Genomic DNA, 13596 nt, shown 5'->3' with positions numbered 1-13596 from the left:
CAGCGCGGGTCTAGGAATGCCCGAGATGCCGGCTCTGCCCACGGGGGCACAGCCTCGGGGAGCCCGATGCCCCGGGTCATCCTCAACGATACCACGCTCCGCGACGGCGAACAGGCGCCGGGCGTCGCCTTCGCCCTCGGAGAGAAGGTCGCGATCGCTCGTGCGCTCGCCCGTGCCGGCGTTCCCGAGATCGAGGCCGGCACGCCGGCGATGGGGGCCGACGAGATCGCGGCGATCAGGGCGATCGTCGAGGCCGGTCTGCCCGCGACCATCATCGGCTGGTGCCGGATGCGCGAGGCGGATGTCGATGCGGCGATCGCGGCCGGCGTCTCGATGGTGAATGTCTCCATCCCGACATCCGACGTGCAGATCGCCGCCAAGCTCGGCGGCAGCCGCAGCGCCGCGCTGGAGCTGCTCAAGCGCGTGGTCGGCTATGCGCGAAGCCGCGGACTGGCCGTTGCCGTCGGCGGTGAGGATTCGTCGCGCGCCGATGTCGGCTTTCTCGCCGAGGTGATCGCGACCGCGAAGTCGCTCGGTGCCCGACGCTTCCGCGTCGCCGATACACTGAGCGTGCTCGATCCCGACGCGACGTCAGCCCTGGTCGGCGCCTTGCGTGCGACCACGGACCTGGAGATCGAGTTTCACGGCCATGACGATCTCGGTCTTGCCACCGCCAACACGCTGGCGGCGGTCAAGGCGGGCGCGACCCATGCGTCGGTCACCGTGATCGGCCTCGGCGAGCGTGCCGGCAATGCCCCGCTGGAAGAGGTCGCGGTCGCGCTGCGGCAGCTCTACCGGCGCGAGACCGGCATCGTGCTGGCCGAGCTCGATCACGTCGCCAATGTCGTGGCGGCCGCCGCGGCACGCGCCATTCCACTCAACAAGGCCATCGTCGGCGAGCACGTCTTCACCCATGAATCCGGCATTCACGTCGACGGCCTGCTGAAGGATCAGCACACCTACCAGGCGCTCGATCCGGTACTGTTCGGCCGCTCCAATCGGATCGTGATCGGGAAGCATTCCGGGCTGTCGGCGATCACCTCGTTGCTGTCGGATTTGCGGCTGCCGGCGAGCGCCGACCAGGCCCAGCGCATCCTGGCGCGGGTGCGCAGGCATGCCGTCGCTCACAAGGGGCCGGTGCCGAAGGAGGCCGTTGCGGCCATCTGGCGCGAAGTCTGCGATCACCCGCTGGCGAGCTTTGCCTGATCATGAGCGACATCGTCGATACCCCCATTGCAGAGCCGATCGTCGTCGAGGCGAGCCGGCCTTCGCTGCTTCGCCTGATCCGCGAGGACATTGCGTGTGTCCGCTCGCGCGATCCGGCGGCGCGCAGCGAAATCGAGACACTGCTGACCTATCCCGGCATTCACGCGCTGATCTGGCACCGCCTGGCGCATCGGCTGTGGATCCGCGGCTGGCGTTTTCCGGCGCGCTTGTTGTCGTGGCTCGGACGTTTCCTGTCGAATGTCGACATTCATCCGGGCGCCGAAATCGGCCGCCGCTTCTTCATCGATCATGGCGCCTGCGTCGTGATCGGCGAGACCGCGGAGGTCGGCGACGATGTCACGTTGTATCACGGCGTCACCCTGGGAGGTACGTCGTGGTCGCCAGGCAAGCGGCATCCGACGCTGGACAGCGGTGTCGTCGTCGGCGCCGGCGCCAAGATTCTCGGACCGATCACCATCGGTCCGCGGACCCGCGTCGGTGCCAACTCCGTCGTCATCCAGAGCACGCCGCCCGACGTCACGGTGGTCGGGATCCCCGCCAAGGTGGTGCGGCCTGAGTTCACCCATCGGCGGACCGTCGGACGGATCGATCTGGACCATCATTTGATGCCTGATCCGGTCGGTGAAGCCCTTTCCGTGATGCTGGACCGGATCGAATTCCTCGAGGCGCAGCTCGCTCACACCAGGCAGAGGATGCGTCAGGGACCGCCGCCTCCGGCGCCGACCTCTCTCTGCGAGGTTGATCCGATTTCGAGTCAAGGAGCAAAGCAATGACTGCGGCAACGCCGAACGTTCTGGACGAACTGAAGAAGACCTCCGCGGCCGAGGAGTTCTTCAAGCTGCTCGGTGTCGACTACGATCCCAAGGTGCTCAACGTCTGCCGGCTGCATATCCTCCGCCGGATGGGGCAGTACCTCGTCAGCGAGGACTTCTCCGGCGCTTCCAGTGAGGACGTCGCAGCCCGCTGCAAATCGTTCCTGGAGCGGGCCTATCAGGACTTCCTCGTCTCGACGCCGCTCGATCAGCGGGTGTTCAAGGTGCTCAAGGAGGCGGTGGCGCCGCCGAAGCCGGCTCCAAAGCCGTTCGTGTCGCTGACGACGCTCAAGTAGCGCATGAACTGACGATCGCTCCCACCAGCGCCGCCGGCACGACTGGCGGCGCTTCTGCTTTCAGGCGAGCCGTGCGCTTTCAAGTTCCTGTCGCATTCCCGACGCGTGTTGCTTGCGACGTGTCGGACCTCGTCGGCGAGTTTTCAGAAGCAGATCGGGTTCATGCGCCAAGGTGTTGAATCCGTGCCGATAATCATCGCGGCCGAAACTGGTACGACAATTGCTGTCCTGATCGCAGGACTACACACCCGGAGTGATCGCATGCATATCGTCGTCTGCATCAAGCAGGTTCCGGACTCCGCGCAGATCCGCGTTCATCCGGTGACCAACACCATCATGCGCCAGGGTGTGCCAACCATCATCAACCCCTACGATCTGTTCGCGCTCGAGGCGGCGCTGCAACTGCGCGACAAGTTCGGCGGCGAAGTGACGGTGCTGACCATGGGACCGCCGTCCGCCGAGGACTCGCTGCGCCGGGCGCTGACCTACGGCGCCGACCGCGCCGTGCTGCTGACCGATCGCTTCTTCGCTGGCGCCGATACGCTGGCGACCACCTATGCGCTGGCGACAGCCATTCGCAAGGTCAGCGAGACCTTTGGCGCGCCCGACATCGTGTTCACCGGCAAGCAGACGATCGACGGCGACACCGCGCAGGTCGGCCCGGGCATCGCCAAGCGGCTGGGCCTGCTGCAACTGACCTATGTGGCGAAGATCCGCGAGGTCGATCCTGTCGCGCGCACGATCGAAGCCGAGCGCCGCTCCGAGGGGGGCGTTCAAGTGCTGAAGACCAAGCTGCCATGCCTGGTGACGATGCTCGAGGCGACCAACGAGATCCGCCGCGGCGCCATGGCCGATGCGCTCCGTGCGGTGCGCGCTCAGATCGTCACCTGGAGCGCCAAGGACGCCGGCGTCGAGGACATCTCGAAGTGCGGCCTGAAGGGCTCGCCGACCATCGTGAAGCGGGTCTTCGCGCCGTCCCCCCGGGCGGAGAAGGCAACCATGGTCGACTTCTCGAACCGCGCACCGGCCGACGCGCTGATCGAGGAATTGTTCAAGCGGCAGCCGAAGCTCGAAGCCGAGCTGACGACGTCAGCGCACGGCTTCTGATCCAGACGGCTTTTGACGGACCAAGGGACGACGATCATGAGCGAACCCACCAAAGCACCGCCCGCCGCAGCCGGTCGCGCCGCGACCAAGAAGGAGCTGCCCGAGCATTTCAAGGCCTACAAGCACGTCTGGGTGTTCATCGAGCAGGAGCGCGGCCAGGTCCACCCGGTATCCTGGGAGCTGATGGGCGCCGGACGCAAGCTCGCCGACAAGCTGAAGGTCGATCTCGCGGCCGTCGTGATCGGTCCTCCCGGAGAAGCCGTGCAGCACGCTGCCGCGGAGTCGTTCTGCTATGGCGCCGACCTCGCCTACATCGTCGCGGACGGCGTTCTCGCCGACTATCGCAACGAAGCCTACACCAAGGCGCTGACCGACGTCGTCAACACCTTCAAGCCGGAGATCCTGCTGCTCGGCGCCACCACGCTCGGCCGCGACCTCGCCGGCTCCGTCGCGACAACGCTGCTCACGGGTCTGACCGCCGACTGCACCGAGCTCGACGTCGATGCCGACGGCTCGCTGGCCGCGACGCGTCCGACCTTCGGCGGCTCGTTGCTCTGCACGATCTACACGCTGAACTATCGGCCGCAGATGGCCACCGTCCGCCCGCGCGTGATGCCGATGCCGGACCGCGTCGAGAAACCCGCCAGTCGCATCATCGAGCACAAGCTCGGTCTCGTCGAGGAGGACATCGTCACCAAGGTGCTGTCCTTCATTCCGGATCGCGATTCCGCCAAGTCCAATCTCGCCTATGCCGACATCGTCGTGGCGGGCGGGCTCGGGCTTGGCTCGCCGGAGAACTTCCAGCTCGTCAAGGGGCTCGCCGCGGTGCTCGGCGCCGACTTCGGCTGCTCGCGGCCGCTGGTGCAGAAGGGCTGGGTGACCTCGGATCGCCAGATCGGCCAGACCGGCAAGACCATTCGGCCCAAGCTCTACATCGCCGCGGGCATCTCCGGCGCGATCCAGCATCGGGTCGGTGTCGAGGGCGCCGACCTGATCGTTGCCATCAACACCGACAAGAACGCGCCGATCTTCGACTTCGCGCATGTCGGCATCGTCACCGATGCGATCCGGCTGCTGCCCGCGCTGACGGAGGCATTCCGCGCGCGTCTGTCGCCGCATTCGCGCGATCGCATCGCAAGCTAGGCACCAGAGAGGGAGCAGGGCAATGATCGAGGAACGTTTCGACGCGATCGTCGTGGGTGCCGGCATGGCCGGTAATGCGGCTGCGCTGACCATGGCCAAGCGCGGCATGAAGGTGCTGCAGCTCGAGCGCGGCGAGTATTCCGGCTCCAAGAACGTGCAGGGCGCGATCCTCTACGCCGACATGCTGGAGAAGCTGATTCCGGACTTCCGCGAGGAAGCGCCGCTGGAACGCCATCTGGTCGAGCAGCGCTTCTGGATGCTCGACGACAAGTCGCATGTCGGCCTGCACTACAAGTCGGACGACTTCAACGAGGAAAAGCCGAACCGTTACACGATCATCCGCGCCCAGTTCGACAAATGGTTCTCGTCCAAGGTCAAGGAGGCTGGCGCCACCGTGCTGTGCGAGACCACCGTGACCGAGCTCGCGCAGGATGCCTATGGCAAGGTGATCGGCGTCAGAACCGATCGGCGCGATGGTGAGATCCATGCCGACGTCGTCGTGCTGGCCGAGGGCGTCAACGGCCTGCTCGGAACCCGCGCCGGCCTGCGCGAGCGGCCGAAGCCGGAGAACGTCGCTCTCGCGGTCAAGGAGATGCACTTCCTGCCGCGCGAAACGATCGAGGCGCGCTTCAACCTGAAGGGCGACGAAGGGGCCGTCATCGAGGCCGTCGGCACGATTTCCCGCGGCATGACCGGCATGGGCTTCATCTATTCCAACAAGGAGTGCATTTCGCTCGGCATCGGCTGCCTCGTCTCCGACTTCCAGAAGACCGGCGAGACGCCCTACGGCCTGCTCGAGCGGTTCAAGCAGCATCCGTCGGTGGCGCCGCTGATCGAGGGGTCGGAAGTCAAGGAGTACTCGGCGCACCTGATTCCCGAGGGCGGCTACAACGCGATTCCCGAACTCTGCGGCGACGGCTGGGTGGTGGTCGGCGACGCCGCACAGCTCAACAATGCGATTCATCGCGAGGGCTCCAATCTCGCGATGACCTCCGGCCGCATCGCCGCCGAGGCGATCTTCCAGGTCAAGTCGCGCCGCGATCCGATGACGAAAGCGAACCTCGCGCTCTACAAGAAGATGCTGGAGGACTCCTTCGTCATCAAGGATCTGAAGAAATACAAGGACATGCCGGCGCTGCTGCACAACCAGTCGCAGAACTTCTTCCTGACCTATCCGCAGCTTGTCTCCAAGGCGATGCAGAACTTCGTGCGCGTCGACGGCACGCCGAAGAAGGAGAAGGAAAGCAGCACCGTGCGCTCCTTCGTGAATGCAAGGTCATGGACCGGCCTGTTCGGCGACGCCTTCAGGTTTGCTCGGGCGTGGCGATGATTGGTGAATGAACGAAACAGCTCAGGCGAGGGAGATCAGACATGAGCACGGACGTCGCAGTCAGGGTCGAAGACAAGCTGTTCTACAATCGCTATCAGGTCGATCCCGGCCGGGCCCATATCAAGGTCCGTCCGCATACCACGCCGACGCCGCAGTTGAAGGCGCTTCTCAAGGCCTGCCCGGCACGCTGCTACGAGCTCAACGACAAGGGCCAGGTCGAGATCACGGTGGACGGCTGCATCGAATGCGGCACCTGCCGGGTCATCGGCGAGGCCAGCGGCGACATCGAGTGGAGCTATCCGCGCGGCGGCTATGGCGTGCTGTTCAAGTTCGGCTGACGCCGTCAGATCACGCCGGTCGACGGGGTGCCGCAAACGCAGCGCCGGATCATCAATCCTGTATTGTGTTTGATATAGGTCATTGAGTTCTGGCACGCGTTCTGTTTACATTGAGCAGCAGCAACGAGGCTGCAACGGATGAGGAACAGCACGTGAAGCTGAGCGCACGAAATGTCTTACCGGGACGAATCATCTCGGTTGAAAAGGGAACGACCACCGCCCACGTCAAGGTGGAGCTCGCCCCGGGACTGACAGTCTTCTCGGCGATCACCAACGAGGCGGTGGACGAACTCGCACTTGCCGTCGGCGACAGCGTCTCCGCCGTCATCAAGTCGTCGGATGTGATGATCGGCAAATAGGAGCGTGGCGCCGAATTGCTGCGCCGATCAGCCGCGCGACGCCTGTCGCGCGCGCAGGTCGAGCCACCAGGTTTCCATCGCGGAAAGCGACGGCTGGAGCAGCGTGCCGAAATCGCCCGCAAAGGTCCGCCAGTCGTCGATGCATTTCTGCGGCACGGCCGTCAGCACCGGAATCCCCGACGTGATTGCGTCGGCCAGCTCGCCGCGCAACCCGCTTCCGGAAGCCTCCTGCTTGGAGAACTTGTTGATCACGATGAGGTCGGCATGGGCCGCGATGGCGCGGTGAACGGCCATGCCGGCTTCGGCAAGGCCCGCGGTGTCGAGCTTGCAGGCCGTCGATCCGGTGCCGAGGTCCTGACAGATCGAGATCGTGTCGCCATTGGCGAGATCGATCACGTCCATTCCGCTTTTCTTGCCGACTTCGTCTCTCGTATTGCGCTGAACGATGCCGCCGACGCGGACGCCCCGTTGCAGCAGCTCCTGGGCAAAGGCGTCCAGCAAGGCATCGGCGTCGTCGCCCGGTCCGTAGAGAATGGCGGCGAGACGGGGCTGATTGGGCTCAGCGGAAGCAGGAAGATCGTGCGGGATCATGCGGGGCCTGGCGATCGGGGGCGGGCGGCGACCAGGGTTTATATAGAGGATGCAGCCTGTGGAGAAAGAGCAGATGTCGCGCGCGCCGACCACCGCTACGCACCATGATCTGGAAGCGCTGCTCCGCGACGATGTCCCCTATGGCGACCTGACGACGGAGACGCTCGGGATCGGCGCCGAGCCGGGCCTGATGCACTTCGCTGCGCGCGGCCGCATGGTATTGGCCCTGGCCGAGGACGCGGCGGCCTTGATCGAGCTCACGGGCTGCCATGTCGAATTGTTCGCCGGCAGCGGAACGGTGCTGGAGGAGGGGGCTCCGATCCTCCGTGCAGAGGGCACGGCGGCCGGCCTGTTGCGGAGCTGGAAGGTGGCGCAGACGCTCATCGAGATCTGGTCAGGCGTCGCCACCGGGGCGGCTGCGATCGTCGGCGCGGCGCGCGCGATCAGGCCTGGCATTGTGGTCGCCTGCACGCGCAAGAACGTCCCCGGAACCAAGCCGTTCGCCGTTGCCGCGGTGAAGGCGGGTGGCGCGGTGATGCATCGGCTCGGCCTGTCGGAGTCGGTGCTGGTGTTTCCGGAACACCGGGCGTTTCTCGGCGATGCGCCGCTTGCCGATGTCGCCGAGCGGTTGCGGCGGAGCGCGCCGGAGAAGCGGCTCGTGATCGAGGTCACCACGGTCGAGCAGGCCGTCGCCGCCGCCGTGGCCGGCTTCGACGTCATCCAGGCCGAGAAATTTCCGCCTGCCGAGATCGCTGCGCTGACCGAGCGTATCGCCATCAGCGCGGCGCTGCCGCGGCGACCAATCATTGCGGCCGCGGGTGGCGTGAATGCGCAGAACGCCGCAGCCTATGCTGCGGCGGGGGCGGACGTGCTGGTCACCTCGGCGCCCTACCTCGCGCGTCCCTGCGACGTGCAGGTGCGGATCAGCCCTGCCTCGGCCGCGGCTTGACCGCACGACCCGGCTACTGTGGGTGCCGCGGAGCGGCGCGCTTCTGGCGGTTGGCTCGCCATTCCATGAATTCACGGAACAGCCGGGGATCGGCCGATACGCCGCTGGCCTGCAGATCGTTGGCCTGTGCGTTCGCTCCCAGCATCTGGGCGGGCGGTGTATTGCGATCGAGCCAGTCCTGCGCCGTCTTGAATCTTGTCCAGCCCGCGATCGGCGCCAGCGGCGCCACCTCCTGCCATTTCGGGTGGTATGGTGGCCGTTGCAGCGCCTGCATGTTGCTGAAGAAGGCCTCGACCAGCAGAGACAGCCGGCGGTGACGGTCGCTCCCGGCCGGCCAGTTGAACGACGCCAGCACGGCCTCGGCCGCGATCGTGTTCACCGGCGCCGAGGCGCCGACGAGGTTCGGATAGTCCTCGGCGGACAATTGCGCCGGCAGATAGTCGTCGTGCAGAGCCTTGTCGTAGTCGACGGGCACCAGATGCAGATTGGGATCGCTGACCTGGCTCAGCCATTGCACCGGCTTGCCCTCGACCGTGATGATGGCGTCGATGTCGCCCTTGCGCAGCATGTCCAGCGCCAGCCGCGGCTCGATATAGAGCAGATGCGGCCTGATCCCGAGGCGCTCGAACACGTTGATCGAGGTGACGAAGGTGCCGCCGTCGGGCAGGTCGACGGCGATGGTCTTGCCGTCGAGCTCGCTCAGGCTGGCGATCGATCTCGGCGCCAGCACGTGCATCTCCTCGTTGAACAGCTTGGTGACATAGACCAGTTGTTCGCGGATGTTGTTGGCGAAGTCCTTGCGCTCGAGAAAGGCCAGGGTGTCCTTCCGGATGATGCCGGCGTCGACGCCGCGCAGCAGCAGGATGTCGGCGACCGATTGCACCGAGCCGCGGCCGATCACGGGAAGGATGCGCAGCTCCGTCCCCTTGTCGAGCGCGGATGCGAGGTCCGCGCCCATATTGGCGTAGGTGCTGCCGAACGAGCCGGTCATCAGGGTGACGGTATTGGCATTCAGCTGGTTGGCCAGATCGCGCTTCGCCGTGCCGTAACGGAAGATGGTCTTGAAGGAATCGCTGACGCTGCCGGGATCGATACCGCTCCGGACCGGACCGAAGCGCTGCCACTTGCCGCCGGTGAACTGCATCATCTGCATCTGCTCCAGCGGCGCGTGATCATGGGGGCTGGTGTTGACGGTGATGCCGGGCGTCAGCATCGGCAATTTGAGGCTTTTCAGGGATGCCGCCTGCTTCATGATATTGTCGCGCGACAGGTCGTCGCCGCAACTCCGCAGCACTGCGACCATCGCGTTTGCCGCGAGGTAGCCGAAGGTCGCAAGACCATTGCTCCTCGGTACGTCCGGCAGATAGCGGTCCATGAAGGCGGACCATTCGCGGTAGGATGGATCGCCTGCAGCCGCGGCCTCCTCGCCCTCGTAGTAATAGCCCGCGGACAGGATGCCTTCGGCATTCTGCAGGCCGGCCGGCTGCATCACGGCGGACACCGATTCCGAGACCGTCGAGATGATGTGGTCCGGACGCCAGCCGAGCTCGGCCGCGCGGCGGATCGCCATCACGGCGAATTTGGGCGTGGTCACGTCGAAGAAGATGTCGGCGCCGGAGGCCTTCAGCGTGGCGATCTGCTGATTGACGTTGGCGTCGGTGACCTTGTAGCCGGCTTCCGCCACGATCGGGAGCTTGCCGCCCAGGCCGTCCTTCAATCCCTTGACGTAATCCCTTCCGAAATCGTCGTCCTGATAGAGAATTGCGATCTTGCCGCGGCTGTGGGTCTCCAGCAGGTACTGGGCATAGACGTGCGCCTCGGCCTGGTAGCTCGGCTGAAAGCCCATGGTCCACGGAAAGTCGTGCGGCTGGTCCCATTGCGAGGAGCCGGATGCCACGAACAATTGCGGGACTTTGTTGGCGTTGAGATAAGGGCGCACCGCCAGGTTGGGAGCCGTGCCCAGGCTCGCAAACATCAGCAGGACGTTGTCCTCCTCGACGAGCTTGCGCGTCATCTCCACCGTCCTCTGCGGCGCATAGCCGTCATCGTAGGAAATGAAGTTGACGCGCCGGCCGTTGATGCCGCCCTCGGCATTGATCTTGTTGAAGTAGGCCGCGATCGTCTTGCCGATGACGCCATAGGCGAGAGCCGGGCCGCTGTAGGGCATGGTGTTGCCGATGCGGATCTCGTTGTCCGCGGCGACCGCTTGATGTCCGGTCAGCGCCAGCGGAGCGGACAGAGCCAGGGCGAGGCATGCGGCTGCTCGAGGGGGGCTGATCTTTGCATCCCGTGGTCTGCGACGTCGGCTCCATCTGGCGGCCAAGCCGGCGCGAACTGCAGCATGGATGCCGTGCATCATCAGTCCTCCCATCGATATTTGGTTCTCGGGCGCAGCAGATCGCGGCCGCCCGTCTCGCAGGGAGCGGTCCGGGTCGCGTCTCGAGCGCTTCGAGATTTATGCGTTAGCGCGCAGCCGAGATGCGTCGGCTGGCTTCCGGCGATCCTTGCTCCGCAGCCCTGAGATACCAGGTACGCGCCTTGGCTGCGTCGGGAACAGCACCGAGCAACCGCGATTTCGTCAGTTCGGCCGGGTCATAGGTGCGCGCGAGCAGAAGGGAGGCGTCCGCAATTCCGGCGTCGGAAAGCCGCGTCAGGATCAGGCGCGCGCTGGCGACGTCGCCCGCGGCGAGCAGGTCGCGTCCGCGCTTCATCAGCGCATCGACCTCGTCTCGCGGCAGCGGAACGGTCGGGCGAGGCGAGGCCATCGGGAGCGCAGCGGAGGGGGGCGAGACCGCCGGTGCTGCCGCGGCTGGCGCTGGCGACGTCGGCGTCGAGGGCCATGGCCGCATCGCCAGTTCTGTACCGCTGGGAGCCGCGAGCGCGGCGACCGTCTGCGGCGGGTCGTCCTGGGCGACCTTGGCTTCCGCAGGATCGATCTGGGCCAGGCTTTCCAGCACGGCGGTCGGCATGATCGGGCTCTTGCCACCCGGTGTCGCTGCGCTGTTGTCGAAGGAGACCATGTTGACCACCATCATGGCGATGGAGGCCGCGATGCCGACGGCGGCACCGATCTTGATGATGCTACTCAGCCGCAACGATTTGTCCGGATCCTCCGGCGGCAGGGGCATCACCACGGGATCGAGCTTCGCGCTCCAGGCACGGTGGGCCTCCTCATCGTCGAGGTCAAGGGCCGCTGGCCGGGCCGGCAGGGAGCTTGGCCGGGACACCAGATGATGCGGCAGGGGGATGCCGTCGGCGGGCGGATCGAATGCCGTCGGGCCGGCCTCCGTCTGGCGGCGGCGCGGCGCATATCTGCGGAGCTCTTCGTTCGCCCAGGGCGGCGCTGGTTTCGCCGGATCGTTCTGATCTGGAGCACTCATCACTAGCCTCCTGTCTCCGACGAACGGGTCGTGGGAGATAGCTTCAGGACGTCGGGCGCGCGCGGTCCAACCGAAGCGCACATGATGCGACATCGGGGACATTGCATCAACGCTTCCGTCGAGACCGACAGGTCCGGTTTCCTTCCGACATGCACGCCATTGTTTTCGCGCGCCCTGGTCACAATCGATGTTGCTTGGTCCCTAAGCTGATCAATGTTCTTGTCGGGAAGGGTGAGTAGGTAAGGCTATTTGATGGAAATTTCCCGGCGCGCCGCATCGGTGACTACTCGCAATGCGCGAGACCGGGGGCGAGTTCTGCGCTTTGCGGAAAGATCGGTTGGAGTATCAGGATGCCGCAGCCATCTCGACTTTGCCGCGAGGTCAGGGGCTTAGCGGACCGAGGAGTTGCAGGCGCGCCGGGAAATTCTGCAACTCAGGCGAGAAATGGCGAAAGACAAATGCGGCCGGACAATGCCGGCCGCATTCACATATCCGATCGATTCTTATTCCGCCGCCAGCGCGACGGACACACCAGCGGCTTCGATCGCAACGGCAACCGACTGGATGATGGCGGCAAAGCGCACGGCGGTCTGGATCGTGGCCGCGGGCACGCCCGCATCCTGCAGGACCTTCTCGTGCGAATCGATGCACGTGCCGCAGCCGTTGATGGCGGACACCGCGAGCGACCACAGCTCGAAATCGGCCTTGGCGACGCCGGGGTTGGCGATGACGTTCATCCGCAGCCGGGCCGGCATCGTCGCGTACTCCTTGTTCGAGGCAAGGTGTACGAAGCGGTAGTAGACGTTGTTCATGGCCATGATCGCGGCGGCCGATTTCGCCGCCGCCAGAGCGGCGGGCGACAGCCGCGCGGCCGCAACCGATTCCAACGCCGCCACGACGCTCGGATTGCGAGTCGCAATCGCGCAGGCGACGAACAGGCCATATTTGGCCTGCGGCGACAGCGTCTCGTCGGAGGCCATGGACGACAGGTTGAGCCTGACGTCCTTGGCGAAGTCCGGGATCTGGTCCTTCAGCTGCTCGATCGACATGATCAGGCGACCTTCAGGGTCTCGCCGCCGACTTCGCGGTTGCACGGGCAGAGCTCGTCGGTCTGCAGCGCGTCGAGGACGCGCAGCGTATCCTTCGGAGCGCGGCCGACATTCAGGTTGGTCGCATAGACGTGCTGGATGGTGTTGTCGGGATCGACGATGAAGGTGTAGCGGTAGGCGACGCCGTCGGGCGAGCGGACGCCGAGGCCGTCGACCAATGCGCCCTTGGTGTCGGCGAATTGCCAGATCGGCAGCTTGTGCAGATCCTTGTGGTCGCGGCGCCAGGCGAGCTTGCAGAACTCGTTGTCGGTCGAGCCGCCGAGCACGACGGCATCGCGGTCCGCGAAATCCTTCGCCAGGCGCGCGAACTCGGCGATCTCGGTCGGGCAGACGAAGGTGAAATCCTTCGGATAGAAGAAGATGATCTTCCACTTTCCAGGGAAGCTGGTCTCGGTCAGGGTCTCGAAGGCGCTCTCGCCCTTCTCTTCCTGAAGATGAAAGCCGGGTTTCACGCCGACGATTTCAAACGATGGCAGCTTGCTTCCGATTCCGAGCATTGGGGCACTCCAAGAAAATTATTGCGCTGCAATAGCGAGGCGCATTGTGCATTGCAAGCGATATGCCATTCGTTTTTAGTATCAGTGGATTGTCGAAAACCCGACACGTGGCGGCAACATGCTGCGAGTGCGAGGCCGTGGCGATGGGGAGCTTTTGGATGGAGCTGGCTTGGAGCGTCGGCTTCGTGACATTGCGATCGGACATCGAGCGACGACAGCCGGAGCGCGCGCGTCGTCGCCACGGCAAAATGAGGTTGATATCCGCTTGGTCGAAGCGCCATGCGACGTCGTGTTGACGGTCTCGACGACGCCCGACGTGCAATTTCTTTGTGCGGCCGAAGTGGCAAAATTGACATTATCGCCTTCGTCGCGATGCACGTTTTGACCTTGCCCCCAACTTTTATCCAGTCCTGAGTTCGGTCCAGCTGTTGAGATTGCCCGGTTGGGCGGTGCGAGCG

14 protein-coding genes are annotated in these 13596 nt (G+C 65.1%); 9 read left to right on the top strand and 5 right to left on the bottom strand.

What is annotated here, in order from left to right:
* Positions 1-66 precede the first annotated feature (66 nt).
* The 8 genes from nifV to ACQR03_RS17480 all read left to right on the top strand — a co-directional run bounded on the left by nifV (position 67) and on the right by ACQR03_RS17480 (position 6612).
* Entirely contained in the window at positions 67-1206 is a 1140-nt protein-coding gene (gene nifV, locus ACQR03_RS17515; protein ID WP_315752865.1) for a homocitrate synthase, read from the top strand.
* A 2-nt stretch (positions 1207-1208) separates the two neighbouring features.
* Complete coding sequence (cysE, locus tag ACQR03_RS17510) at positions 1209-2000, top strand: serine O-acetyltransferase (protein WP_315825159.1); 792 nt, start codon at positions 1209-1211, stop codon at positions 1998-2000.
* Positions 1997-2335: a nitrogenase stabilizing/protective protein NifW gene (gene nifW / locus ACQR03_RS17505; protein WP_316183885.1), complete on the top strand. Its 339-nt coding sequence runs from the start codon at positions 1997-1999 to the stop codon at positions 2333-2335. Before cysE ends, nifW begins: the two co-directional genes overlap by 4 nt.
* Positions 2336-2596: 261 nt before the next feature.
* Complete coding sequence (locus tag ACQR03_RS17500; RefSeq protein ID WP_434841397.1) at positions 2597-3442, top strand: electron transfer flavoprotein subunit beta/FixA family protein; 846 nt, start codon at positions 2597-2599, stop codon at positions 3440-3442.
* 36 nt (positions 3443-3478) lie between these two features.
* Complete coding sequence (locus ACQR03_RS17495) at positions 3479-4585, top strand: electron transfer flavoprotein subunit alpha/FixB family protein (protein ID WP_316192883.1); 1107 nt, start codon at positions 3479-3481, stop codon at positions 4583-4585.
* A gap of 22 nt (positions 4586-4607) precedes the next feature.
* Positions 4608-5915 (top strand): FAD-dependent monooxygenase, encoded by a 1308-nt coding sequence (locus ACQR03_RS17490; RefSeq protein ID WP_316192884.1) that lies wholly within the window; start codon positions 4608-4610, stop codon positions 5913-5915.
* Between the two features lie 41 nt (positions 5916-5956).
* The gene (locus ACQR03_RS17485) at positions 5957-6253 is read left to right on the top strand and encodes a ferredoxin family protein (RefSeq protein ID WP_172112536.1); all 297 of its coding nucleotides are present in this window, start codon (positions 5957-5959) and stop codon (positions 6251-6253) included.
* A 152-nt stretch (positions 6254-6405) separates the two neighbouring features.
* Positions 6406-6612, top strand: coding sequence for a TOBE domain-containing protein (locus ACQR03_RS17480; protein ID WP_315713067.1), 207 nt, complete (start codon positions 6406-6408; stop codon positions 6610-6612).
* A 27-nt stretch (positions 6613-6639) separates the two neighbouring features.
* On the opposite strand, the gene ACQR03_RS17475 is transcribed toward ACQR03_RS17480, so the two are convergent.
* The gene (locus tag ACQR03_RS17475) at positions 6640-7203 is read right to left on the bottom strand and encodes a DUF2478 domain-containing protein (RefSeq protein WP_315768941.1); all 564 of its coding nucleotides are present in this window, start codon (positions 7201-7203) and stop codon (positions 6640-6642) included.
* A gap of 73 nt (positions 7204-7276) precedes the next feature.
* Between ACQR03_RS17475 and modD the strand changes: the two genes are divergently transcribed.
* Positions 7277-8152: a ModD protein gene (gene modD, locus ACQR03_RS17470; RefSeq protein WP_316192885.1), complete on the top strand. Its 876-nt coding sequence runs from the start codon at positions 7277-7279 to the stop codon at positions 8150-8152.
* Between the two features lie 13 nt (positions 8153-8165).
* Here modD and ACQR03_RS17465 read toward each other — a convergent pair whose 3' ends face one another.
* From ACQR03_RS17465 to ACQR03_RS17450, 4 genes are all read right to left on the bottom strand, one after another.
* On the bottom strand, positions 8166-10511 hold the full coding sequence (locus ACQR03_RS17465) for an ABC transporter substrate-binding protein (protein WP_316192886.1): 2346 nt from the start codon (positions 10509-10511) through the stop codon (positions 8166-8168).
* A gap of 103 nt (positions 10512-10614) precedes the next feature.
* A complete protein-coding gene (locus tag ACQR03_RS17460) occupies positions 10615-11532 on the bottom strand; it encodes a sel1 repeat family protein (protein ID WP_315752869.1) in 918 nt (305 codons plus the stop codon).
* 503 nt (positions 11533-12035) lie between these two features.
* Entirely contained in the window at positions 12036-12581 is a 546-nt protein-coding gene (locus tag ACQR03_RS17455; protein ID WP_315752870.1) for a carboxymuconolactone decarboxylase family protein, read from the bottom strand.
* Between the two features lie 2 nt (positions 12582-12583).
* Positions 12584-13138, bottom strand: coding sequence for a peroxiredoxin (locus ACQR03_RS17450; protein WP_315713058.1), 555 nt, complete (start codon positions 13136-13138; stop codon positions 12584-12586).
* Between the last annotated feature and the right edge of the window lie 458 nt (positions 13139-13596).

It is taken from the genome of Bradyrhizobium sp. HKCCYLS3070, from assembly GCF_051167575.1.
GTDB lineage: Bacteria > Pseudomonadota > Alphaproteobacteria > Rhizobiales > Xanthobacteraceae > Bradyrhizobium.
Note: the sequence above shows the minus strand (reverse complement) of the source record. Positions and strands in the feature narration are given on the sequence as shown.